The 24136-nt window shown below is 39.8% G+C and carries 20 protein-coding genes; 5 read left to right on the forward strand and 15 right to left on the reverse strand.

What is annotated here, in order from left to right:
• Positions 1–31 precede the first annotated feature (31 nt).
• The 4 genes from uvrC to F777_RS0104530 are packed head-to-tail and all read right to left on the reverse strand — an operon-like array spanning position 32 to position 4498.
• Positions 32–1840 carry an excinuclease ABC subunit UvrC gene (gene uvrC, locus F777_RS0104515; protein ID WP_026751004.1) on the reverse strand — a complete coding sequence of 603 codons (1809 nt, stop codon included), beginning with the start codon at positions 1838–1840 and terminating at the stop codon, positions 32–34.
• A 1-nt stretch (position 1841) separates the two neighbouring features.
• Complete coding sequence (locus F777_RS0104520) at positions 1842–2456, reverse strand: hypothetical protein (protein WP_026751005.1); 615 nt, start codon at positions 2454–2456, stop codon at positions 1842–1844.
• 28 nt (positions 2457–2484) lie between these two features.
• A complete protein-coding gene (locus F777_RS0104525; protein WP_037369128.1) occupies positions 2485–3909 on the reverse strand; it encodes an outer membrane beta-barrel protein in 1425 nt (474 codons plus the stop codon).
• Between the two features lie 10 nt (positions 3910–3919).
• Complete coding sequence (locus tag F777_RS0104530) at positions 3920–4498, reverse strand: RNA polymerase sigma factor (protein WP_026751007.1); 579 nt, start codon at positions 4496–4498, stop codon at positions 3920–3922.
• Positions 4499–4591: 93 nt separating this feature from the next.
• Between F777_RS0104530 and F777_RS15705 the strand changes: the two genes are divergently transcribed.
• The 3 genes from F777_RS15705 (at position 4592) to F777_RS0104545 (ending at position 10286) form a co-directional block, all read left to right on the forward strand.
• A complete protein-coding gene (locus tag F777_RS15705) occupies positions 4592–6211 on the forward strand; it encodes a DUF1800 domain-containing protein (RefSeq protein WP_051408427.1) in 1620 nt (539 codons plus the stop codon).
• 10 nt (positions 6212–6221) lie between these two features.
• Positions 6222–7796, forward strand: a complete 1575-nt coding sequence (locus tag F777_RS0104540) for a DUF1501 domain-containing protein (protein WP_026751008.1) — start codon at positions 6222–6224, stop codon at positions 7794–7796.
• A 96-nt stretch (positions 7797–7892) separates the two neighbouring features.
• Positions 7893–10286 (forward strand): TonB-dependent receptor, encoded by a 2394-nt coding sequence (locus F777_RS0104545; protein WP_026751009.1) that lies wholly within the window; start codon positions 7893–7895, stop codon positions 10284–10286.
• A gap of 56 nt (positions 10287–10342) precedes the next feature.
• Here the strand turns inward: F777_RS0104545 and F777_RS0104550 are convergent, their stop codons facing one another.
• Positions 10343–14101 (reverse strand): beta strand repeat-containing protein, encoded by a 3759-nt coding sequence (locus F777_RS0104550; protein ID WP_026751010.1) that lies wholly within the window; start codon positions 14099–14101, stop codon positions 10343–10345.
• A 14-nt stretch (positions 14102–14115) separates the two neighbouring features.
• The gene (locus tag F777_RS0104555; protein ID WP_026751011.1) at positions 14116–14655 is read right to left on the reverse strand and encodes a T9SS type A sorting domain-containing protein; all 540 of its coding nucleotides are present in this window, start codon (positions 14653–14655) and stop codon (positions 14116–14118) included.
• Positions 14656–14872: 217 nt separating this feature from the next.
• Between F777_RS0104555 and F777_RS0104560 the strand changes: the two genes are divergently transcribed.
• Complete coding sequence (locus F777_RS0104560) at positions 14873–15316, forward strand: DUF2721 domain-containing protein (protein WP_026751012.1); 444 nt, start codon at positions 14873–14875, stop codon at positions 15314–15316.
• On the opposite strand, the gene F777_RS0104565 is transcribed toward F777_RS0104560, so the two are convergent.
• The 4 genes from F777_RS0104565 to F777_RS0104580 all read right to left on the reverse strand — a co-directional run bounded on the left by F777_RS0104565 (position 15313) and on the right by F777_RS0104580 (position 18730).
• On the reverse strand, positions 15313–15588 hold the full coding sequence (locus F777_RS0104565; protein WP_026751013.1) for a hypothetical protein: 276 nt from the start codon (positions 15586–15588) through the stop codon (positions 15313–15315). The two genes, F777_RS0104560 and F777_RS0104565, sit on opposite strands and share 4 nt — an antisense overlap.
• Before the next feature lie 179 nt (positions 15589–15767).
• Positions 15768–16208, reverse strand: coding sequence for a hypothetical protein (locus tag F777_RS0104570; RefSeq protein ID WP_026751014.1), 441 nt, complete (start codon positions 16206–16208; stop codon positions 15768–15770).
• On the reverse strand, positions 16180–16749 hold the full coding sequence (locus F777_RS0104575; protein WP_026751015.1) for a hypothetical protein: 570 nt from the start codon (positions 16747–16749) through the stop codon (positions 16180–16182). The genes F777_RS0104570 and F777_RS0104575 overlap by 29 nt, the downstream gene beginning before the upstream one ends.
• A gap of 193 nt (positions 16750–16942) precedes the next feature.
• The gene (locus F777_RS0104580; protein ID WP_026751016.1) at positions 16943–18730 is read right to left on the reverse strand and encodes an ABC transporter ATP-binding protein; all 1788 of its coding nucleotides are present in this window, start codon (positions 18728–18730) and stop codon (positions 16943–16945) included.
• 110 nt (positions 18731–18840) lie between these two features.
• Between F777_RS0104580 and F777_RS0104590 the strand changes: the two genes are divergently transcribed.
• Positions 18841–19314, forward strand: coding sequence for a ribonuclease H-like YkuK family protein (locus tag F777_RS0104590; RefSeq protein ID WP_026751017.1), 474 nt, complete (start codon positions 18841–18843; stop codon positions 19312–19314).
• A gap of 38 nt (positions 19315–19352) precedes the next feature.
• On the opposite strand, the gene F777_RS15710 is transcribed toward F777_RS0104590, so the two are convergent.
• The 5 genes from F777_RS15710 to rny all read right to left on the reverse strand — a co-directional run bounded on the left by F777_RS15710 (position 19353) and on the right by rny (position 24103).
• The gene (locus F777_RS15710) at positions 19353–20327 is read right to left on the reverse strand and encodes a lytic transglycosylase domain-containing protein (RefSeq protein ID WP_051408428.1); all 975 of its coding nucleotides are present in this window, start codon (positions 20325–20327) and stop codon (positions 19353–19355) included.
• Entirely contained in the window at positions 20324–21823 is a 1500-nt protein-coding gene (gatA, locus tag F777_RS0104600; protein ID WP_026751018.1) for an Asp-tRNA(Asn)/Glu-tRNA(Gln) amidotransferase subunit GatA, read from the reverse strand. Before gatA ends, F777_RS15710 begins: the two co-directional genes overlap by 4 nt.
• On the reverse strand, positions 21823–22011 hold the full coding sequence (locus F777_RS0104605; protein WP_026751019.1) for a Sec-independent protein translocase subunit TatA/TatB: 189 nt from the start codon (positions 22009–22011) through the stop codon (positions 21823–21825). Before F777_RS0104605 ends, gatA begins: the two co-directional genes overlap by 1 nt.
• A gap of 106 nt (positions 22012–22117) precedes the next feature.
• The gene (rplS, locus tag F777_RS0104610; RefSeq protein ID WP_026751020.1) at positions 22118–22468 is read right to left on the reverse strand and encodes a 50S ribosomal protein L19; all 351 of its coding nucleotides are present in this window, start codon (positions 22466–22468) and stop codon (positions 22118–22120) included.
• A gap of 69 nt (positions 22469–22537) precedes the next feature.
• Positions 22538–24103, reverse strand: a complete 1566-nt coding sequence (gene rny / locus F777_RS0104615; RefSeq protein ID WP_026751021.1) for a ribonuclease Y — start codon at positions 24101–24103, stop codon at positions 22538–22540.
• Positions 24104–24136 lie beyond the last annotated feature (33 nt).

Raw genomic sequence — 24136 nt, forward strand, 5'->3', positions numbered from 1 at the left:
ACGGGGCTGGATTTCTATCCTGGCCCTTTTTTTATGCCTTACCTTGAAAATACTTTATCAGTAAAGCTGCCCTGCTTGCACCAATAATAGCTGTTAAAGACTGCTCCGATTGCAACTTAATGTTTTTTACTGATTTAAATGTTCTTAGCAATTCTTCAATCGTTGCCTTGCCTATACCAGGAATTTGCTCCAGTTCATTTTTAAATGTTCCTTTAGATCGCTGATTTCTATGAAAGGTAATTCCAAAACGATGCACTTCGTCCCGAATTCTGCGAACCAGTTTCAATGAATCACTATCCCAGGGAAGTTTAATAGAAGCTTTGTCGCCAGGAAAAAAGATTTCTTCTTCATTTTTAGCCAATCCAACAACTGTTGTAGAACCTATTAAATCCAAAGAACGAAATGCGTCCAATGCAGCACCCAGCTGCCCTTTACCGCCATCAATAATTACCAGCTGAGGAAAGGGATCTTCCGCTTCTTTCAGTCTTTTATATCTTCTGTAAACCACTTCCTTCATGGTGGCAAAATCGTTGATGCCTTCCACTGTTTTTACATTGAAACGACGATAATCATTTTTAGACGGTACTCCGTTCTTAAAACATACCATGGCGCTTACCGGGTAAGCTCCCTGAAAGTTTGAGTTATCAAAACATTCAATATGTAAGGGGGCTTCACTTAATTGTAAATACTGCTGTAATTCGTATAATACTTTTTTCTGTTCCTGCTCTGTCTTTCCCTCTAGGTGTAATAATTTCTTTTTTCTTAGTTCGGCCTGATAATAAGCAATGTTTTTTAAAGAGAGGTCCAAGAGCTTTCTTTTATCACCAGCTTTAGGTACAGTGATAATAAGGGAAGAATCCGGATACTCAATAGGGAAAGGCACAATCACTTCCTTGGCCATGCTGTTGAATGTATTCCTTAACTCACCAATCACCCATACCAGCACTTCTTCTTCCGTTTCCTCCAGTTTTGTTTCAATTGGTACAGAGTGGGTTTGTACAATGGTTCCGTTCTGCACCATCAGATAATTCACATAAGCTTTATTGTCTTCCTTGGCAATACTGAATACATCCAGGTTGGTCAGGTGTTTGCTCACTACAACAGATGAAGCCTGGTAATTTTCAAGATGTTCAATCTTTTTCCGGATCATTTCAGCTTTCTCAAATTCCAGATTCAATGCATGCTGCTGCATTTCCTCTTTGAATTGAGTAATTACTGATCCTAAATTGCCTTTTAAGATATTTCTCATCTGCAAAATTCCATTCTGATAATCTTCCAGACTTTGTAAGCCTTCGCAAGGTCCTTTGCAGTTGCCAAGATGGTATTCCAGACAAACTTTAAATTTTCCAGTAGCAATATTTTCTTTGCTCAGATTAAGCTTGCAGGATCTTAATGGAATATATTGTTTTACAAACTCAATGAGTTCTCTCACTTTTCCTGCAGAAGTAAAAGGGCCAATGTATTCGGAGCCATCATTGATTTTTCTTCTGGTTAAAAAAATCCGGGGGAAGGGTTCCTTTTTTACAATAATATATGGATAGGTTTTGTCATCCTTCAGTTCAATATTGTACTTGGGTTTGTACTCTTTTATCAATGCATTTTCCAATAAAAATGCGTCTTGCTCCGAACCGACAATGGTGAATTCAATATTATGGATTCTTTTTACCAATTCATGTGTTTTATATCCAACAAAGGACTTGCTGAAATAAGAGCTGACTCTTTTTCTCAGGCTTTTTGCTTTACCCACATAAATTAATTCGTGATCCTTGTCAAAATATTTATATACACCAGGGTCCTGCGGTATGGTATGAGCTATTTTCTGAAACGCTTCCTGGGTCATTTTATGGCCTTTTTTTCCATTGAATAGTATGACTGCTTTGCCAAATTAATGTCTTTCCTTTATTGATAGACTTGGCTATGGTTAACTGCTTTCCCGCTGTCCAACTATATTGAACTGTTATGATATTTTCTTCTTCTTTGGATATAACCCTTATGAACAATCTTTTGGGTAGATTGGTTTGTTCATGCAAAAGCAAATTAATGTTTTTAATGTCTGCTTTTTCAGAATGATAGTTGATGGTATAACTTTCTGTACCCAAATCCTGGAAAACAGTCTCTTTGTATAAGTGCTTGTTTTTTGAAAACCAAACAGCTGAATTGTTTATTTCAGTGGCAGCCGATATAAACTCATCTTTTGTTAGCTGTTTAGTACTATTGATATTTTTTGCAAGTACAGTATCTCCGCTTTCTTGCAATTTCGTCTCTGTAATAATAAAATCTCTGAGGTCTACATATTGAATTTCATCTTGAATAAACTTTTCAATTGGATAGAACTTTGCTGTATCTGACAATGCAGTTTTCTTCTCTCTTAAACTGTTGGTCTTGCTTTTACAGGACACTAAACCGATAAACGTAAGTATCACAACCCATCCATAAAATGAAGACAGCAATTTCATGCTGCAAAGCTATCCAAAATCAACTATACTAACGTTGTTTCGTATAAGCCAGGCGAATGCCATAATCCATTAAATATTCTTTAATAGGATAGCGGTTGGTATAGGTAGGTAAGTGCTGATACCTGATTTGTGGACCCAGTTGCCATTGATTAGAGCCCGATTTAAAGTTGATATGAATACCGGCACTGGTATTTACATTCCACCTTCTTACGAAGTCATTTCCGTCTGCGTAGTTTTTATAGTCTGTGGAAAGTAAAAATACGCTGGAGTTAAATGAATAAGTTGGCTGAACAGTTGCTTCTGCGCTGATGCCAAATTGTTTTCCTTTTAGAATATCCCATTGAATACCCAATGGAACTGCTACCTGGTAACTCTTATTATTCAATTGTTCCTGCCTGTAACCGGAGGTATTGTTATAGCTGGAGAACATATTTCTGTTTTCAATGCTACCATTATTCAGCAAGGAAATAGTTGCTATGCCATTGGGACTTCTGAAAGTTTCAATATGGTATTGACGAATATTTAATTGTAATCCTGCTTTGAATTTAAGACGGGAGTTGATATTGTACAAGGCTGCCAGTCCAACTTCAAGCCCCATGGCAGGTCTGTGTCTAACTACTTCATTTACGCCTGCTGTATAACTCAAAGCCAATGGTACATTCTGAGCCGGAGCAATGGCATTGTTATTGGGCTGAACTATTTCTTTTACTTCTGCATCAGATAAAGAACGATAGCTGGTAGACGGTGTGATGTAAAATTGGAACCCAATTCTCCTGTTAGCAATAGGAAACTGTATAGAACGATTAACGGCGGGAGTTAACTTTTCATCTGAAAGGTTTATGTTCAGAGGTGTTTTTTCGGGTACTGATGCCAGCGCAATCTTGGTAATATTACCCGACCATGCTTTTTCTGTCACAGATTCCGGCTCAGATTTCTCAGCAACAATTACTGGTTCCGCTTCTTCCCTGATTGCGGGTTTTAATTGCGATGCTATAATAGTATTTTTCATCGTTACCCCTGCCATCTGCCACTCGTTTTTAATTCCTGTTTCAACCGTAGGAATTGTAGCAGTATTCACAGAAAGACTGGCTTCAGCAACCATGGGCTGTTTAATGGCACGCTGGGTTAAATGCTGTGGCTCAATAGCATGGTAATAAGCTTCCCTTGGACTGGGTGCATGCATCCTTTGCTCTACCATTGATTTCTCAGCTTTTTGGATATTGCTGGTATCAAAATTAAATTGATGAGCAGATGGTGCAATCAGTAAAGTGGAAACCGTTAAACCAACAATGATAAGTAAAGAGATAACCGTTAATGCAGGCCAGGCAGGATTCCCGTGAATTTGGGTACGGATTTTCTTCCATACACTGTCCGCAGGATACATGCGATGGTCCTTCAGCTCCTCCCGCAGGAATTGCTCAAATGAGTTGTCTTGGTTATACTTACGATCCATATCCTATTTGCTACTGCTTAAAAGCAGCTGCCCATGAGAATTTTTCTCTGGGTTGCTCAATAATTCTTTTCTTAACCAAAATAGCTTCCAGCATAGACTTTGCTCTTGTGTACTGACTTCTGCTTGTACTTTCTTCAATGTCTAGCATATCAGCTATTTCTTTGTGACTATACCCTTCCATGGCATATAAATTCAGAACCGTTCTGTAGCCAAGGGGTAAAAGCCTGATGCATTCAATAATTTGTCTGGCCTGCATTACGGAAGGCATTGTTTCTTCCTTCACTTCCAGATAATCGGCCTGTTCCAGGTCAATGCTATTGCTGAACTTTTTATTTTTCTTTAAAAAGTTAATACAGGTATGAACAATGATTCTTCGGATCCATCCTTCAAAAGCTCCTTTGTTCTGGAACGTATGCATTTGTGTAAAGACCTTTATAAATCCTTCCTGCAACATATCTTCTGCATCTTCCCTGCTATTGGCAAAACGATAACACACACTCAGCATCTTGGGACTGTAGCGATTGTACAGTTCCCTTTGTGATGAGGGGTCATTATTTAAACAGCCTGCAAGTATCGATTGCTCTGTCATTAAGGGATTTATTTCCCTAAATATAAGACATTTTTAATGTTAAAAGGCTGCATAATTACCTTACTTAGCGTCATATTAGTACCAATCCTGCACATGGACAACTTTTACAATCCACCGCCATTAACCGGACTTAACCCCTATACCGGGTCTTTTACACAGACTGAATTACAGCATTTATTAAAACGAACTTTGTTTGGAGCAAGCAGGGCAGATCTGAATTATTTTGCGGGCCGAACCCTCCCGGATGTACTTAGTGAGCTACTGAACCCGGCAACTGTAATCCCCCCGCCACCCGTAAAAGAGTATACTACTTCTACCACGGCTACTATCCCGGACACGGGTATTGCTTCTGGCTCAACCTGGGTAGGAGATTTAAACAATGATGGTACGGTACAAAGCCAACGAAGGGCTTCCTTTAAAAAATGGTGGATGGGTTTAATGATTAACCAGGATCGTTCTGTTCTGGAAAAAATGACCTTGTTCTGGCATAATCATTTTGCAACAGAAACCAATGATGTGGGCAATGCACAATATATCTACCGCCATCATCAGTTGTTACGAACACATGCTTTGGGGAACTTTAAAATACTTACCAGAGCGGTTACGATTGATTCGGCTATGTTGGTATATCTCAATGGACAATTGAATACAAGAACAGCACCAGATGAAAACTATGGAAGAGAGTTACAGGAATTATTCTGTTGTGGCAAGGGGCCGGATTCCTTATATACGGAAGCAGATGTAAAAGCTGCAGCAAGAGTATTAACCGGGTGGAGAAATAATAATACCACCATGACTTCTTACTTTGATTCAACCAGACACGATACCAATCCCAAAGTGTTTTCTTCATTCTATAACAATACTGTGATTGCAGGCAGGACGGGTGTTACAGCGGGTGATATTGAATTGGATGAAATGCTTACCATGATTTTTAATGTACAGGAAGTAGCTAAATATATCTGCCGGAGAATCTATCGCTGGTTTGTTTATTATGATATAGATGCAAGCGTAGAATCCAATATTATTACGCCATTGGCCAATATTTTCAGAAGCAATAATTATGAAATAAAACCTGTGTTACAAGCGCTCTTGCAAAGCGAACATTTTTTTGATGTGTTATCAAGAGGATGTCAAATTAAGAGCCCCGTTGATTTGGTAGTGGGCATGTGCAGAGAATTTCCCATGGCGTTTCAGCCCTCCAGTGACTTTATCACCAACTATGCACACTGGAACTATATGGTAACATGGGTAAGCAATATGCAACAAAATATAGGTGATCCGCCGGATGTGAGTGGTTGGAAAGCCTATTACCAGGAGCCGCAGTTTTATCAGATCTGGATTAACAGCGATACTTTACCCAAACGCAATCAGTTTACCGATACCATGATAGTAACGGGGTATAGTGTAAGTGGCAAAAGAATTCAGGTTGATGGATTAGGACTGGTTCAACAGCTCAACACACCTGCTGATCCCAATGCGGTTATTAATCAACTGACCAATTATTTGTACCGGATCGATTTATCGGATGCATCAAAGACACAGCTTAAAAGAGATATTTTATTAAGTGGACAAACCAGTGATCATTACTGGACAGATGCCTGGAACTTATACATCAGTAATCCGGGCAATACAGCCAACACAACCACGGTAAGAAATAAAATCAGGGACCTGCTGAAATATTTACTGAACCTGGCAGAGTACCAACTCGCTTAAAACCCAATCTATGAAAAGAAGAGACTTCTTAAAAAACACAGTGCCAGCAGGTATATTGCTGCCATCATTGGTGAGTGGGTTTTCTTTTAAAGTATTTGGTGCTTCTTCTGTTTTTGCAGCAGCCCTGCAGATGCAGGCAGAAGAGAATGATCATATTCTAGTCATCATTCAGTTGAATGGTGGCAATGATGGATTAAACATGGTTGTGCCTATTGAGAACTTTGCCAATTATGCCAATGCAAGACCTAATATATTTATTCCTGAAAATAAAGTGTTGAAATTAACCGGAGTAGACAAAGCTGGTTTACATCCATCCATGACAGGATTGCAAAGTTTATACAACGAAGGAAAATTAAATATCATTCAATCAGTAGGATATCCGCAACCCAGCTTCTCTCATTTCAGGGCAACCGATATCTGGATGAGTGCAAGTGATTCCAGTACAGTAGTAAACAGTGGATGGGCAGGAAGATATTTGGATTATCAGTATCCCAATTTCCCAACGGGCTATCCCAATGCCAATATGAAAGATCCATTGGCCATACAAATTGGATCGGCCACTTCTTTAACCATGCAGGGACCCTCTGTAAATATGGCCATGAGCATCAGCAATACCAGCAATTTTTATAACCTGATAAATGGGGTACAGGATCCGGCACCTGCTACTCCTGCCGGTAAAGAGCTAACCTATATAAGACAGATCACACAGCAGACACAACAGTACGCCAGCGTAATTAAAGATGCTGCCAGTAAAGTGCCCACGCAATCTACTTATCCAACCAACAATAGTTTGGCTGATCAGTTAAAAATTGTAGCACGCTTAATAAAGGGTGGCTTGCAAACCCGTGTGTACATGGTAAGCACCGGAGGCTTTGATACACATGCATCACAGGTAAACAACGGCGATACAACATCCGGAACCCATGCAACATTGTTGGGAAGAGTGAGTGATGCCATCAAGGCCTTCCAAACCGATTTGGCTTTTTTGGGCGTGGATGATAAAGTAGTGGGAATGACATTCTCAGAATTTGGAAGAAGAATCAGAAGCAATGCAAGCAGTGGTACAGACCATGGTGCAGCTGCGCCTGTATTTGTTTTTGGAAAGCAGGTGATTGGAGGGGTAACCGGTAATACGCCCAACTTTGGTGCCAGTGTAGGAGTGGGAGACAATATTCCTTTTCAATACGATTTTCGTTCTGTGTATTCCACTTTATTAAGTAACTGGTTGTGCGTAGACGACAATGATCTGCAACAAATCATGTTGAAGAATTATCAGAATCTTCCATTGGTAAGCGGCGCCGCATGCAAGCGTCCTCAGCCATTGGCCACTGAACAACTGATCAGTAATTATCCGAATCCATTTACCACCAGCACGGTGATTACTTTCAAAACAGCAGGCGGACATACCCTGATTCAGATTATTGATACCAGTGGCAGAGTATTAGCAGTATTAACGGATAAAGAATATCCGGCCGGCACATATACGGTCACTTTTAACAGTGGATTTTTGCCAACAGGCGTGTATTATGCGCGTTTTCAGAACCTGTCTGTACAGCAGGTGCGCCCCATGCTGAAAGTCCGGTAGCAATCCCCCCGGAAAAATCTTTTGAAAAAATGCAACAATGATGTAAAAATATCATTGACTCCATTATATTTGCAACAAAGTAGCAAAAATAATATTATGAAGTCATTGGTATTGAGTTTGTTTTTATGCGGTTGGATTACAACTGCCGCTTTTGCAAATGGTTCCATCAAGGGGAAAGTAACCGACGCGGAAAGCGGAAAGCCACTAGTAGGAGCTTCCGTTTATATTCATGAGTTAAGAACGGGGGCCATTACAGGCGTAGATGGTTTTTATCAGACTACAGAAATCCCTTCCGGAACTTATTTACTGGAAGTCAGTTTTATGGGCTACAGTGCTTTTTTAAAAACGATTCGTGTGGATAAAACACAGGAATTGAATATTGCGCTAAAACCATCTGTGGTGGAACACGAGGCAGTAACCGTAACGGGGGTTGCATCAGCCATTCGTTTAAGTCAGAATCCACAGGCTATTTCAGTAGTGAAGAAAACCGATTTGCAGAGAAGTAGTGGAACGAATATTATTGATGCATTAAGCAGAATTGTACCGGGTGTTGCTGCGCTAAGCACAGGACCAGCCGTAAGTAAGCCTATCATCAGAGGATTGGGGTATAACAGGGTTATCACTATAAATGATGGTGTACGTCAGGAAGGACAGCAATGGGGAGACGAGCATGGTATTGAGATTGATGAAGCCAGTGTGCAGCGAGTGGAAATTTTAAAAGGACCTGCTTCTTTGTTGTATGGAAGTGATGGTATGGGAGGTGTAGTAAATATTATTTCGAATGTGCCGGTAGAAAGAGGCATAATGAAAGCCAATTACCATGTTGCAACCAACAGCAATAATGGTTTAATCAGTAATCATCTGAACTGGTTCGGACATGCCAATAATGGTTTCAACTGGAATCTGTATGGCTCATTTAAAAATGCCCATGCTTACCAGAATAAATATGATGGCCGTGTATTGGGAAGCCAGTTCAATGAAAGAAATTTCGGAGGATATATTGGTGTAAACAAGAAGTGGGGCTATAGTCATTTACTTGTAAGCAATTTCAACCAGAATTTTGGGATGATTGAAGGAGACAGAGATGATGCCACCGGTAAGTTTGTACTGTTTGCCGGATCCGCATTGGAAAGGATTGCTACAGAAGCGGATTTAAAAGACAGAAAAGCACAAGCCCCCTCACAAGGCATCAATCATTTTAAAATTGCATTGGACAATAATATAGCCTGGGGTTCGGGGAGACTACAATTGAATGTGGGCTTTCAGCGAAATCAAAGAAAGGAATTCGGAGACCCCGAAGCACCCGGAGTTCCTGAATTGTATTTTGATTTAAAGACGGTAAACTATAATGTGCAGTATCATTTTGCAGAGAAGAATGGCTGGAAAACCAGTATGGGCATCAATGGTATGCAACAGCAGAACCAGAACAAAGCAGAGGAAGTATTGATTCCCGAGTATAGATTATTGGATGCAGGAGCGTTCTTTTACACCCGCAAAACATTCAATGATAAATTGACTTTAAGCGGAGGAGTCAGAGCAGATTACAGAAGATTAAACAGTGATGGATTTACAGAAGGAACCGAAGTAAAGTTTGAAGCCTTTAACCGAAACTTCAGTAATATGAGTGGATCAATTGGTTTGAGTTACCAGGCTTCCGACAATGTTACTTTAAAAGCAAATGTATCCAGAGGATACAGAGCGCCTTCTGTAACTGAATTGGCAAGCAATGGCTCACACGAAGGAACCAACAGATATGAATATGGTGACAGAAATTTAAAAAATGAAACTTCTATTCAGGCAGATGCGGGCGTTGAAGTAAGAACACAGCATTTTAATTTTCAGGTAAGTGCCTTCTACAACAGCATCAGTAATTATATTTTCTATTCTAAGTTGAATAGTGTGTTTGGTGGTGATTCATTGGTAAACAAAGATGGAGAAGACTTGATGGCATTCCAGTTTAGACAGAATGCAGCCCGCTTGTATGGATTTGAATCGAAGATTGATATTCATCCGCATCCATTGGATTGGTTGCACCTGGCAAGTAGTTTCTCTGTAGTAGCAGGAAGATTCAAGGAAAGCTATGAAGGAGTGAATCGTTTGCCATTCATTCCACCTGCAAGATGGACCACTGAATTAAGAGGAGATTTTGCAAAAGCAGCCAGTGGATCTTTGAGAAACTTTTATGTGAAACTGGAATTAGACAGAGTGTTTGCGCAGAATAATATTTTCTCAGCTTATAATACCGAAACCGCAACGCCAGGTTTTAGCTTACTGAATTTCGGGATAGGAGCAGACGTGCAGAGCAAGGGAAGAACATTATTTACGATACATGCAGCTGCCAATAATATTGCTGATGTAGCTTATCAGAATCATTTAAGCCGATTAAAATACACTGCTGAAAATATGGTTACAGGCCGTATGGGTGTATTTAATATGGGAAGAAATTTTACCCTCCGAATCCATGTTCCATTGGAATGGAAACTCAAGTAGTTTCATTTGGTTTGTTTAGATTTAGAAGTGCCGCACCCCGAATGGGGTGCGGTTTTTTAATTTTTTGCTTCGATTAGCCAATTTGAACCATCACTAAAAAGTGTTACACTACCATCTGATAATAAACCAAGCCAGCCATTTCCAACAATAGTTTGTGCTCCACTGAAGCTAAAATTATTGAATGACCCACCTGAAGCATTAAAAATTACAAATTTTTGACCAGGTAGGGTAGTAGCATCGGGTAAAGTGATCTGCACATTTGCCGTTACCTTCAAATAATAGTCATTTATTGTTAATGTGGTTGCTGCGTTTGTTGATCTAAAAGCAAATCTAGCACCAGTTCCAGTTATTCTTCCTGTTGCAGTTAATGCACCAGTTGCATTGACTAAAGTATTGGCAGAACCTCCAAGTTGAATTGTATTAGCTGTTGAATTTGTTGCGTCTTTACCAATTGCAACTGCATTGGTTGCACTTGCGTTTGCAGACTGTCCGATAGCTATAGAACTGGTTCCACTTCCAGAAGATAAAGAACCCATTGCAATACTATGCTGAGCAGTTGTTCCTGCATTTGTTCCGATTGCTATGGAATTACCTGAAGAAGCTCCAACTGTTGCTGGTGCTCCAATTGCAATTCCGTTATCTGATCCAATATTTGAATTTATTCCAACTGCAATAGAATTTGAAAAAGTTGCATTAACACCTGCATTATATCCTACACCTACATTTCCATTGTTTGTAGTATTTTTTAGGGCTTCAAAACCTAAGGCGGTATTATTATGTGTGGTTGTATTTGAACTTAAACTGTTTTGTCCAAGTGCAGTATTTGCATTTCCCGTTGTATTAGAAATCAAAGCAAAATGCCCAATTCCAGTATTATTTGAACCTCCATTTGCAAACAATGCAGATTTGCCCACTGCTGTATTATTTGATGTTGTTGTATTTGAATTTAATGCAGCTTGTCCAAGCGCTGTATTGCTAGTTCCTGTGCTATTAAAAGTCAGGGCTCCTTGACCAATTCCAGTATTGTTATCTCCGCTTAAATTTTCCAACAGTGCACCTTGTCCAACTGCAGTATTGTCGTTGCCTGAGTTTGTTTTTGATAATGCGCCTGCACCAAAGCCGGAATTTTGATGACCAACTGTAATTGCTCTGAGTGCTTGTGTGCCAAATGCAGAATTGAAATCTCCTGTTCCATCTGAGTCATTTGAATCAAACCCAAAACTTGTGTTACCAACTGTTAGAGATTTATTTATTTGACCTGCGAATGTATTGTCAACTCTGAATTTCAATGTTCTTGCATCAGTTGTTCCAATAAAGTTGTTTGTTTCACTAGTTCCTGAATTTCCTAGAATATTCCAGCTGGATGTTGATGAAGCAATGCTATTTGCAGAATACCACTGCGTAGAGGAAGTTGCAAAAAATTCTGCATACGAATTGGCTGGAATATTTGAAAATGCTGCATTTGTGCCTAATGAGTTTATTTGAGCACTGGCAGCAGGAAAAACATTTATTGCATTAGCACCTCTATTTACAATTATTATTTGTCTTCCTGCCTGGGCAGTGGGTAAAGTAACAGCAGATGATGCAGCTGCTGTTGTTATGATATTAATGTCATTTGTAAGGGGTAGACTTCCTTGTGTGTTTGCTCCTGCCGTAAGTCCTGTTGGGGTATTAGTATAGTAAATAGCTGGTGTATTTATAGTAGGTGACGATAAGGTAAGTCCTGCAACTGTAGTAGTTGTTCCACCTAAAGAAATACTGGTTGATCCTAAGGTAAAACTACCATTACTAGATAGCTTTGTATTGGTCACTGCGCCATCAGCAATTTTAGCATTAGTGATAGCATTATTTGCTATTGTTGTTGTGTAAGAGCCTGCAATATTTGTAACATCTCCTGTAAGGGCACCAAAGTTTGCAGCTAGTAGGGTGCCGGAAACATCAGTACCAAGTGGTATTTGAGAATTAAAACTAATGGTTGATCCATTCCATTTACCATAACCAGTTCCATTTATTACAGATTGCTTACTATTAAAAGTATTCCAATCTGCACTAGACAATAACCCCCTCGTTGAAGCAGATGCATTGGGAATATTGAATGTATGTGTAGTGCCTGAAGATACAATGTTAAAGTCTGAACCTGTATTTCCACTTACAAAAGTTTGATTATTCGATAATGCTAGTCCATTCAAAGATGTTGAACTGCTAATTCCCCCTAATCCAGCCAATGTGTAATTCGGAATATTCAACACATTCCCACTTAGCGTTGCAGGACCACTTGAACCTGTTGTTGTAACTCCTGTAATTCTGCTGGCAAATGCAGCATTGAAATTAGAAAAATCACCCTGGCTTAATAAACCTCTATTTGTTGCTGAGGCTGTTGGAATATTGAAACTGTGAACAGTTCCTGCAGAACTGATATTAAAGTCTGTTCCGGTATTACCTGTTGCAAAGCTCTGTGATCCCCCTAATGCCAATGGAAGGGTATTCAATGTAACGCTATTATTGGTCAATCCTATATTTCCATTCGCATACGTAATATTTGTTCCGGCACTTAACTGATTTCTCACATCCGTTGTAAAATTCCCCAATGTTAAATCACCGCGAAAGTATTGGGTTGATGTACCTAATGATATTGCGTTTTGTTTGTTGTTAAAAGTATTCCAATCACCTACAGTTAGTAATCCAGTGGTTGTTGCGGTTGCAGTTGCAATTGGATTTGCAATTACATCTGTCACTAGTCCTTTGTTATTAACCGTAATGGATGGAACCATTATATTATTCCCAAAAGTTCCTACAGCACTGTTTACTGTAGCCAGGGTTAAAGGTAAAACAGGAGCTGTTCCGCTACTGGTAGATACACCTGTGGCATCTCCGGTTGCTGTTACAATAATGGGCTGATTGGCAGTTAAATAAGTGTTGTTATCCACTGAACCATCCGCTTTTAAAAACTGTGCAGCTATGCCTCCTGCTTTGATAAAACTGGCGGCGGTTATATTGTTGTTGAAAGTTTTATTCCCTCCAATGGTTTGTGCATTCGGTGTTATTAAACCTCTGTTGGCTATGGACGCATCCGGAAAATTAAAGGTATGCGTTTTGCCTGCAGATATAATATTAACGTCTGTTCCAGTAGTGCCAATTGCAAAATCCTGTGCATCACCTAAATTCAATACCAGTCCGTTTAGTGTAACTCTGCTGTTTACCAGTTTTATATTAGCAATGGTATTATCCTGAATTTTTGGATTGGTAATTGCCTGATCGGCGAGTTTGGCAGTAGTTACATTTAAGTCAGCAATTTTTGGTGTTGTTATAGCCTGGTTGGCAATCTTTCCCGTTGTTACTGCAAGTGGGGCAATGATGGGATTGGGATAGTTGGATCCCAACAGGTCTCCGCCCGCAGGACCAACAGGGTAGGCTGCATTCGCAAAAAGCGCATAGGGCACTGCCTGAAGTTGTGACGTGCCGGCCTGAAAATAATTGTTGCCTCCTTCCGGATCTATTTCAACCTGTAAATATTTGTTCCCGCTGATCCAGTTGATAGAAGCCATGCTACCCAATACATTACTGGCACCCGGACTGCCGATCACAACAGTAAACAGACCAAATTGATTGGTTCTTACATTCCTAGTTTCAGAATAAACAATGGACCCTGTCTGAGATCCATCTCTGATAGAAAGACGTATGCCTACATCTCTGAATGTTAAAGCAACCCCGTTGGCATTTCTGGCGATAGCCTGGTAATTCAGTTGCTGTGCTTCTATACGCATCATTGCACTTACAAAAACAAATATCAAAAGCACCAATAAACGCTTACACATACTCAATATTTTAATTACCGTAGTTTCAACAATTTAAATACACCGTGTTTTTTTAACTGTCCATTGCTATATAAGGAAAGCATTAGATAATAAGGACCTGATGCATATTTACTAAAGTCAATTTTTTGATTTACGGGTAATGTGTTGTATTGGAATTCTCTTACTCCATGTACATTACCTAATAAGTCTAATACCCTAAGCACTACTCTTCCAGTGTCTCTGCTGTATAAATCAAATTGCAATTGTGTGCTGACCGGATTGGGATAGTATTTAACTTCATCCTTGTTCCATCCTTTAATGGGTACGGTTTGTAAATCTTCTGGAATAAAAGGTTGTAATACCCCTTGTGTTAATAGGTACATGCCTCCATTCACAGAGAATGTTTCAATCATGGTAGATTCTCCTACACTCCAGATTAAGCTAAAATTGGGAATGGTTGGGGTGCCTCTAAATACATAATTTCCACCCGTACTGTTGAGGGTGAAAGGCTCAACAATTTGACCGTTAACACTTACTGTTAACAGCAATAAGACAGCTAGTTTAAAACATTTCATAACCGGGGGGGCTAACTATATCAATAAACGAAATTTTATTTCGTTTAGTTTTAGCAAGATAGATTTTATAACACTAATGCAGCTTCTGATTTTTTTGTTGAAATGACGGTTGAGTGTAGTATTCATACTACACTAACAGAATATAAAATCCTTAGTTTATATATGTTAGTTAGAATAACTAAATATGTTTAATTTTTAATTTTGTAACTTGAACAATATGGACATCAGTATCAATACACCTGCGCTATTATTTCCTGCAATAAGCTTAATTATGTTGGCTTATACCAATCGCTTTCTTGCTTTAGCCAACCGTGTCAGAAGTTTACACGACAAATTAGAAAAGACAGACAATAAACCCAATATACATGGTCAAATCAAGAATCTGCGATTCAGAATTAAATTAATTAAGCAAATGCAGGCTTTAGGTGTGATGGCATTCCTAAGCTGCATCATCTGTATGTATTTCATTTATGTTGAATGGATGGTAATGGCACATTGGGTTTTTGCATTTAGCCTTTTAAGCTTTTCGTCTTCTTTAGCCATTTCACTTTGGGAAATACAATTAAGTACAAGAGCATTAGAACTTGAACTAAGCGATATGGAGGGATTGGAAGACCCTACCGTAATAGAGTACATTAAAAGTAAATTCGAAAAGGACTAAGACAAGGTTTTACCTGTCAATACTGTTTCAATGAGCCCAAAATTTTGCTCTTCTACATAGTATTCAAAATAGCGTTTGTCTTCCTGGCTTCTTGTATTGCCAATCAACTGTTTATGGTTAGGGTAAAGAAAGCTGAATTTCTCGTTAATACTATTCATTACTTCACTTCTTACCTTTTTTTGTAGTCCAACATTCTTGTCTTTAATGCCTAACACATAATTTATTTCTGCAATAGTAGTATTTTCCCCCTTCTTACTTTTTTCCAGAAACAACTTGATCAGTTGCTTCTCTGTTTCACTGAAACGGATAGAAGGTGAAATTTTACCATGTCCGTTGGATAGAGAGGGAGATTCCGTTTTTGTAATCGCTTCACTTATTTTTTCTGCTGTTTTTTTCTCCTTGTTTAGCTTTCTTCTTACAACGGCAGCTCCTGCGAGAAGGACTATTGGAACTACAAAAGGAATGGCGCTTCCTTTTTGTTCCAGATTTTCATCCCCGAATTTTTAAAGTTGGATGAAGCAACACTTACAGAGTCGTATTGCCAGTTAAATCCATTTAAATAATAAATATGCTGATGATGGTAATAAGCAAGATGATAACTGTTAATCCTTTCTAAGCTCTGTACAAAGCCCGGATTATCATTAATTTTTATTTCATTTTCTCCATAATGGATTTGATAGGCTTTATGGTTATAGCAAATGATTTGTCCGGAGTCAGTTCCAATAATCCATTTGGCATTTTGAAGCAGATGGTAATAATCATCATTGATATTCCCTAACTCCTCCCATTCTTTGGTTTTTAAATTAAATCGATACGATTCTTTCTTATTTACTTCAAAATCCTGTTCTTTTATTAAACCTTCATTAATAATTGTTTGATAGGGGATATACAATTCTTGCTTTTTTGAGTTGAACCAGGAGAGTTGTCCGGACCCCCCCCAATTTATTGGCATAAGGCAAATGGATTTCTTTATTTACGGGTTCCGCATCCCATTCCAGGTCTTTTGTATTGTATTTTCTAAGAACGCCTGTTGATTGCCAGAATCCATATCCCCCAATATTATAAATATCTTTTTTATACGTAAAAACCAAAGCATCAATATTGTAATTATAGTTTTCAGTATCATCTATTCGTTTGAACTGCAAAAGGTCATCATTGGGATTTTCAAGCTGGTACAGTAAGCCAGAGCCATTAAAATGTAGATATAAATCAGACCCAAGTTTAAAAAATTGGAACTTACGGGTTTTTAACCAGGACGACTGAGGTTTAATAAAGGGATAGTCAGGGGAATTCAAGGGCTGAATTTCACCCTTTTTGGATATCAGATCGGTAAAAAAAGGTGAATTAGGGGTGGTTAGTACACTATCTATTTCCTGGGAATATGCGCATATTGCTACCAAAAAAATAATCAGTGAGCAGATTGGTTTTCGCATCAGAATAGAATGATTTGTAAAATTCTGATGTAAAATATAGGAAATAACCTATTTAATCACCAATCCCTTAACCTTTTTACCTATTCGCCCCCTATTTTCTGCGTTATTTGATTCTAATAAAGGCCAGTCGCCAAGATTTTTAATAACCGGGGGGAATTAACAATCAAAGCGGCTGGTTTTTTATTTGCAGATTTTACTTCCTTTCCCCAATTTGCTGTCTCCACATGGCATAATACAATCCTTTCTCTGCTAAAAGTTCAGCATGGCTTCCTGTTTCCACCACTTTACCCTTTTCTAGTACATAAATACGGTCGGCGTGCATAATGGTGCTTAGGCGGTGGGCAATCATGATGGTAATCTGCTCTTTTAAGGCAGAAATGCTCCGGATGGTATTGGTGATTTCTTCTTCGGTGATGCTATCCAGTGCGGAAGTGGCTTCATCAAAAATCAGCAATTTGGGCTGTCTGATCAGGGCGCGTGCAATGGACAATCGTTGTTTCTCGCCCCCGCTCAGCTTTAATCCCCCCTCTCCAATCATAGAATCAATACCTTTTTGGGCCTTGGCCAATAGGGGAGCACAACTGGCTTTTTCCAGGGCAGCAATCACAGCGGCATCATCCGCCTCAGGGGCAACGAACAATAAGTTTTCCTTGATAGTGCCTGCAAACAATTGGGTGTCCTGTGTTACAAAACCAATCTGATTGCGCAATTCTTCCATATCAATGGCATGACCGTCTACACCATTATAAGTTACTGTTCCTTCCTGGGTATGGTACAATCCTACCAGCAGTTTTACCAATGTACTCTTGCCTGCACCGGAGGGTCCAACAAAGGCAATGGTTTCCCCTTTTTTCACTTCAAATGAAATGCCATCCAAGGCACTGAACTGTGCCGACTGATGTTTAAAACGGATATCATGAAATGCCAGGGTGCTGATATTTCCGATAGGTGTTGGATGTGCTGGTCTGGGTTCCGATGGCTTTTGCATCAGATTATGAAAGTTATTTAAAGAAGCTTCTGCTTCCCGATAGCTTAAAATGATATTTCCAATTTCCTGTAAAGGGCCGAAAATAAAGAAGGAATAAAAAGTTAGGGTCATTACTTCACCGGCTGTTAGTTTTCCCTGAAAAACCAGCCATAAAAGGGTAAACATAATTACCTGACGAAGGAAGTTGACAAAAGTGCCCTGCACAAAACTCAGAGACCGAATGCTTTTTACTTTGCGTAATTCCAGCCCCAGAATCTTGTAGGTATTTTTATTCAATCGGCCTATTTCCTGTTCTGTCAAGCCCAGACTTTTTACCAATTCAATATTGCGTAAACTTTCTGTTGTAGTTCCTGCTAGTGTTGTGGTCTCTTTTACAATGTCTTTCTGTATGGCTTTGATGCGCTTGCTCAAAAAGCTGGTAAGCATTGATAACATTACAATGCCCACAGCATAAATGGGCATGATGCTCCAATGTAAACGAAATGAGTAAACAGAGATAAACACAATACCCACCAAAATACTGAACAGCACATTGATAAAGGCAATGATAAATCGTTCTGTATCCGTTCTTACTTTTGAAAGAATAGAAAGTGTTTCCCCACTTCGCTGGTCTTCAAATTCCTGGTAAGGCAATTGCATGGAATGTTTTAATCCATCTGTAAAAATCTTTGCCCCGAATTTTTGTACGATTACATTGCTGCAATAATCCTGAAATGCTTTGGCAATTCTTGAGACCATTGCCACACTGATAAGGATAGCTAAAAATCCAAGGACTCCCCAGATAAATTCTGATTCAGTTCTGGTGCCTGTAGCTATGAATTGTTTTTGTTCGTTAAAGTATCCCTTTTGCAAAGGATGCATGCCATACTGGTCTAGCAACTTTCCAAAGAAGTAAGGATCTAACATGCTGAAACTCTGATTAATAGCTGCCAGCAAGAGCGCTAAAGCAATTAACCATTTATAGGGCTTTAAATATTGGAGGAGTAATTTCATGGTGGAGCAAAGTTATTGTATGGGGCTTTATCCACCACTGTTAATAATAAGTTCATGCAGAATAGGCTGGATAAGCGGTTTTCCTTGGTAACTTCAGAAAACCCTATTTTATGCATTGGAGAAAATTCAATGGAGAAAACATCCACCTGCCCATTAAAGAGGCAGTTGAAGAAGCCATTAAAAGGGAAACCGAAAATGGCACCAAACTCAAAGTTTGTATTGGCACTGACAGCCAGGTTAAAGGGGATGACACAGAGTTTGCCACCGTCATTGTTTTTTTAAGAGAACACAGTGGTGGCTTTATGTACATCCACAATGAAAAGACCAAGCAAAAATTTCATTTAAAAGAAAGGATGCTGACTGAAGTGGCCAAGAGCATTGAAATTGCCTATGAGCTCTGCCATTTGTTTATTGAGTATCATATTGAAATGGAAGTGCATGCCGATATCAATACCAATCCCATGTTTAAAAGTAACGATGCTTTGCGCGAAGCCATGGGTTATATTTTGGGAATGGGTTTTGCCTTCAAAGCAAAGCCAGAAGCTTTTGCCAGTAGTTGTTGTGCCGATAAGGTTGTGAATTAGAATAGTTGTGCCATCATTTATTTTGTTGGCAGCAACAATTAGTATGCCTGCAGCAAGGCTCTGAGTGAAGCTGCCAGCAATGCCTGCTTCTTAGCTTCAAATGCAGCTACTTTTTCTTTGGGTAATCGCATCTGATAGGTTTTACCCGCTGCTAATGCTTTCTCAAACCCCGGATTCCAGCGGTTGAATTGCTGAATGTCCAGACTCAGTTCATTGGCTATTATCAGCGCCTGATATCTTCCTGTCACTTCCAGTTCCGAGCTGTTATTGATTTCTTCTGCACTTAACTGACGGGTATCTCCATGAAGCATAATATTTTCCTGGTGAACCTTTGTTTCTGCAGCTGTCATGGTTGTCCATCCACCACTGCCTTCCATTACATAATGGGTGGCAATAAATTTCTTTACGTGATTACGGGTTTCTTCGGGCAAGTGATATTGTAATTGCCAGAAATCCCTGCTACCAGTTTTGCGGATGGCCTGTTTAACCCTTCCTGCTCCTCCATTATATCCGGCAACAACCAATAACCAGTCTTTAAATTCTGTATATAATTCCCTCATGATTTTAGCAGCTACATGAGTGCTCTTGTTATAATCCATTCGTTCATCCGGATTGCGCACACTCAAGCCAAATCGTTTGGCTTCAAAATCCATGATCTGCCAGGGACCTGCTGCTCCCGCCCAGGATACTACCCCTGCTCCCAAATTACTTTCAATCACACTCAGGTATTTCATCTCCTTAGGAATACCATATTGTGTAAGTACCCCTTCGTATAAATCAAAATAGGGCTTACCCCATTGTTTCATTTTTTCCAAAGACTTACTATGCCTCTTCATATATTCCTGCACAAAGGAAACCGCTCTGGGATTCAGTTGTACGGCATAGGGTTTAGTGGGGTCAAAACGGGTTTTAAATAGAGATTTGAAGCCAAATTTATCAATAGTACTGTCTTTTTGCGCCTGTAAGCCAGTTGCAAATAATCCTATGAGTATAAAAAAAATAATTTTTCTCATGACTTAAGCTCCATCAATCGGGCACTCAATTGTATAAGACCCATTTCATCAAAAGAACGCGTCATCACTTGTAAACCAAAAGGCATGCCATTGGTATGAGTAAACAAGGGCAATGAGATGGCTGGTATTCCTACCAGATTGGCATATACCGTATAAATATCTCCAAGGAACATTTCAATAGGATCATTTGTTTTTTCACCAATTTTAAATGCGGGTGAAGGAACGGTAGGAGAGAGTATGGCATCAAATTCCTGAAAGATGCTATTGGTCTGTTGCTTCAGCAATTGTCTTACCTGTTGGGCTTTGGTAAAATACGCATCATAAAATCCTTCACTCAATACAAATGTGCCAAGTAAGATTCTTCTTTTCACTTCTTCACCAAAACCTTCCGACCTTGAAGCTTTGTACATTTCTGTTAAATCATTTCCTGTTGCAGCCGTTCTATGTCCGTAGCGAACTCCATCGTATCGGGACAAATTGCTGGAAGCTTCTGCTGTTGTTAAAACATAGTAAGTGGGTACAACATATTCAAGTAAGCTAAAGTCTATAGCTGTTACGGTATGTCCTTCCTGCTTCAATCTTTCAAAATAAGCCAGGGTTTGTTCCTGAATATTTTTATCTAAAGATGGATGTTCAAGGGCTTCCTTAAAATAAGCTAGTTTAAATTTCTTTGCAGCATGAGCTATTTTTTCTTCAGATAACTCATTTGAAATATTGGCGGTTTCAGGTGCTATAGTCCCTTTTAAAATAGCCTTACTGTAAGGCAATACCGCTTCCTGTGCCACCGTGCTATCATATTCGTCCGGTCCTGCAATTACTTCTAAAACAAGGGCCGCATCTTCCAGGCTTGTAGAAAAAATACCAATTTGATCAAAAGAGGATGCATAAGCAATTAACCCATAGCGGGATATCCTGCCATAGCTGGGTTTTAAACCGATAATGCCACAAAAATCTGCAGGCTGTCTTACCGACCCACCTGTATCGCTGCCCAGGCTAACCATGCAGAGACCTGCCTGAACGGCAACTGCTGATCCCCCCGATGAACCTCCGGCAACCCTTGTGTTGTCGGCTGCATTTAAAACAGGACCGAAGGCCGAATTTTCGTTGCTGCTGCCCATGGCAAATTCATCACAGTTCTGACGACCAATAATGATGGCCCCGGCATCTAATAATTTTTGAGTAGCAGTTGCGTTGTATAGAGATTGAAAATTACTGAGCATTTTAGAGCTGGCAGTAAGGGTATGACCCTTATGCGCAATAACGTCCTTTAATCCTACTACAACCCCGTGTAAAGGGCCGGTAAGATTGCCGGAAACGGCTGCTGCATCCAATTCCTTTGCTCTCTGAAGGGCTTCTGTTTCATACAGTTCCAGGAAGGCATTTAAATGCGCCTGCTCCCGGATGGCCTGGGTATAAAAAAGAACGGCCTCCACACACGTGGTTTGGCCGTTTTGCAATGCTGTATGAAATGCTTTGATTGAAGTATAATCAAACATTATGCTGGTGTACTGTCTTTTTCTTTAATGCCTTCTTCTAATTCTTTTTTCACGTTGTTCTTGGCATCATTAAACTCACGGATTCCTTTTCCAAGACCTCTCATGAATTCAGGAATTTTTCTTCCGCCAAACATTACTAGGATTACTACACCAATGATGAGTAATTCCTGAAAACCTAAACTTCCCATAGTATATTTTTTATTGCTGTAAAGTTAAGACAAATGTATACGATTCAGCCAATAAAAAAAGCGCTCCGAGGTTTCGGGGCGCTTTTTTAAGCAATTTATTAGAATACTAAAAACGTTTTTCTTTAATACGTGCGCTCTTACCGCTTCTTTCACGTAGGTAGAAAAGCTTAGCACGACGTACTTTACCTTTCTTGTTCAATACTACAGAATCAATGTTTGGAGACGACATTGGAAACAAACGCTCAACACCAACTCCATCAGAGATTTTACGAACGGTAAATGAAGCAGTAGCTCCTACACCTTGTAATTTAATAACATCTCCGCGGAAAGACTGGATACGCTCTTTTCCACCTTCTACAATCTTATAGTTTACGGTTACATTATCTCCAGCTTTAAAGCTAGGTAACTCTTTCTTAGCGGTTAATTGTTCGTGAACAAACTGTACTGCTGCCTGCATAACATTATTTTTTATCGGACGGCAAAGGTAATGGGAATATTTTAAAAAACGCAAATTTTCCAGAAATTTCTATCTGGCAACGTTTACGGCTCTTTTTTCCCTGATTACAGTTACCTTAATCTGACCCGGATAGGTCATTTCTGTTTGAATTTTCTGTGCAATTTCAAAGCTCAGCTTATCGCTGTCTACATCGGATACCTTATCGGCTTCTACAATCACGCGTAACTCACGTCCGGCTTGAATTGCGTAGGCTTTTTCCACTCCCTGATAAGCAGTGGCAAGGTTCTCCAGATCCTTGATTCTTTGCAGGTATTGCTGCATAATTTCCCTTCTGGCACCAGGTCTTGCACCACTGATGGCGTCGCAGGCCTGAACAATCGGAGAAATCACGTATAACATTTCCATTTCGTCGTGGTGCGCGCCAATCGCATTTACCACCGCAGGGTTTTCCCCGTATTTCTCGGCTAATTTAGCCCCTAAAAGTGCGTGGCTTAGTTCGGTTTCTTCGTCCGGAACCTTACCAATATCGTGCAGTAAACCCGCTCTCTTGGCTAATTTGGGGTTCATGCCTAATTCGGCAGCCATAATCCCACATAAATTGGCTGTTTCACGGCTGTGCATCAACAGGTTCTGGCCGTAGGAAGAACGGAAACGCATTTTACCTACGATTCTGATTAACTCCTTATGTAAGCCATGGATGCCCATTTCAATCACGGTACGCTCCCCAATTTCCATTACCTGCTCTTCTAACTGACGACGGGTTTTTTCTACCACTTCCTCAATACGGGCGGGGTGGATACGACCATCGGATACCAGACGCTGCAAACTCAATCGGGCAATTTCTCTTCTGAGTGGATCAAAACTGCTGAGGATAATGGCTTCCGGCGTATCATCCACAATTAAATCAACTCCGGTTGCAGCTTCAATGGCGCGGATATTACGGCCCTCTCTACCAATAATCTGTCCCTTGATTTCATCGGTTTCAAGGTTAAATACGGTAACGGTATTTTCAATGGTCTGTTCAGCTGCTGTACGCTGAATGGATTGAATAACAATCTTGCGGGCTTCTTTATTGGCTTTCTGCTTGGCGTCTTCAATAATTTCCTGCTGAAGAGCAAGGGCCTGTGTATGGGCTTCCTGCTTCAAGCTCTCAATCAACTGGGTTTTTGCATCTTCTGCGGTTAATCCAGCCACTTTTTCTAAGCGGCGGATATGTTCTTCCTGGTGTTTTTCCAGTTCTGTGCGCTTCTGGTTAACCAATTCAATCTGACGATTCAGGTTTTCCTTAATGGCATCATTCTCCTTCACCTGCTTTTCAAGGCTGGCTTCTTTCTGATTAATGGAGATTTCTTTCTGTTTTATGCGGTTTTCGGCTTCACTGATTTTACGGTTTCTGTCGTTTACTTCGCGCTCATGCTCCGATTTCAACTGTACAAAACGCTCTTTTGCTTCTAATTGCTTCTCCTTTTTAATGGTTTCCGCTCTTAGTTCTGCTTCTTTTAAGATGGTTTGGGCTTGTAATTCGGCTTCTTCTACCTGTTTCTTCGTGTCTTTCGCGAAAATAAATTTACCCGCTATAATGCCCACCACAAGGGCAACTACCGCTGATATAATTACATAAATTATAGGATCCATGTCTTTGGCAAGGGTTTAAAACGTTCACAATTC

The sequence above is a fragment of the Sediminibacterium sp. C3 genome (genome assembly GCF_000508085.1).
Taxonomy (GTDB): Bacteria; Bacteroidota; Bacteroidia; order Chitinophagales; family Chitinophagaceae; genus Sediminibacterium.

Excerpts from the sequence above, each read along its gene's own strand:
- F777_RS15705 (WP_051408427.1), top strand. The coding sequence starts at position 4,592 with ATGGACAACTTTTACAATCCACCGCCATTAACCGGACTTAACCCCTAT.
- uvrC (WP_026751004.1), bottom strand. The coding sequence starts at position 1,840 with ATGACCCAGGAAGCGTTTCAGAAAATAGCTCATACCATACCGCAGGAC.
- F777_RS0104605 (WP_026751019.1), bottom strand. The coding sequence starts at position 22,011 with ATGGGAAGTTTAGGTTTTCAGGAATTACTCATCATTGGTGTAGTAATC.
- F777_RS0104540 (WP_026751008.1), top strand. The coding sequence starts at position 6,222 with ATGAAAAGAAGAGACTTCTTAAAAAACACAGTGCCAGCAGGTATATTG.
- F777_RS0104560 (WP_026751012.1), top strand. The coding sequence starts at position 14,873 with ATGGACATCAGTATCAATACACCTGCGCTATTATTTCCTGCAATAAGC.
- F777_RS0104520 (WP_026751005.1), bottom strand. The coding sequence starts at position 2,456 with ATGAAATTGCTGTCTTCATTTTATGGATGGGTTGTGATACTTACGTTT.
- F777_RS0104555 (WP_026751011.1), bottom strand. The coding sequence starts at position 14,655 with ATGAAATGTTTTAAACTAGCTGTCTTATTGCTGTTAACAGTAAGTGTT.
- F777_RS0104525 (WP_037369128.1), bottom strand. The coding sequence starts at position 3,909 with ATGGATCGTAAGTATAACCAAGACAACTCATTTGAGCAATTCCTGCGG.
- F777_RS0104545 (WP_026751009.1), top strand. The coding sequence starts at position 7,893 with ATGAAGTCATTGGTATTGAGTTTGTTTTTATGCGGTTGGATTACAACT.
- F777_RS15710 (WP_051408428.1), bottom strand. The coding sequence starts at position 20,327 with ATGAGAAAAATTATTTTTTTTATACTCATAGGATTATTTGCAACTGGC.
- F777_RS0104590 (WP_026751017.1), top strand. The coding sequence starts at position 18,841 with ATGCATTGGAGAAAATTCAATGGAGAAAACATCCACCTGCCCATTAAA.
- rny (WP_026751021.1), bottom strand. The coding sequence starts at position 24,103 with ATGGATCCTATAATTTATGTAATTATATCAGCGGTAGTTGCCCTTGTG.
- F777_RS0104550 (WP_026751010.1), bottom strand. The coding sequence starts at position 14,101 with ATGTGTAAGCGTTTATTGGTGCTTTTGATATTTGTTTTTGTAAGTGCA.
- F777_RS0104575 (WP_026751015.1), bottom strand. The coding sequence starts at position 16,749 with ATGCGAAAACCAATCTGCTCACTGATTATTTTTTTGGTAGCAATATGC.
- rplS (WP_026751020.1), bottom strand. The coding sequence starts at position 22,468 with ATGCAGGCAGCAGTACAGTTTGTTCACGAACAATTAACCGCTAAGAAA.
- F777_RS0104530 (WP_026751007.1), bottom strand. The coding sequence starts at position 4,498 with ATGACAGAGCAATCGATACTTGCAGGCTGTTTAAATAATGACCCCTCA.
- gatA (WP_026751018.1), bottom strand. The coding sequence starts at position 21,823 with ATGTTTGATTATACTTCAATCAAAGCATTTCATACAGCATTGCAAAAC.
- F777_RS0104580 (WP_026751016.1), bottom strand. The coding sequence starts at position 18,730 with ATGAAATTACTCCTCCAATATTTAAAGCCCTATAAATGGTTAATTGCT.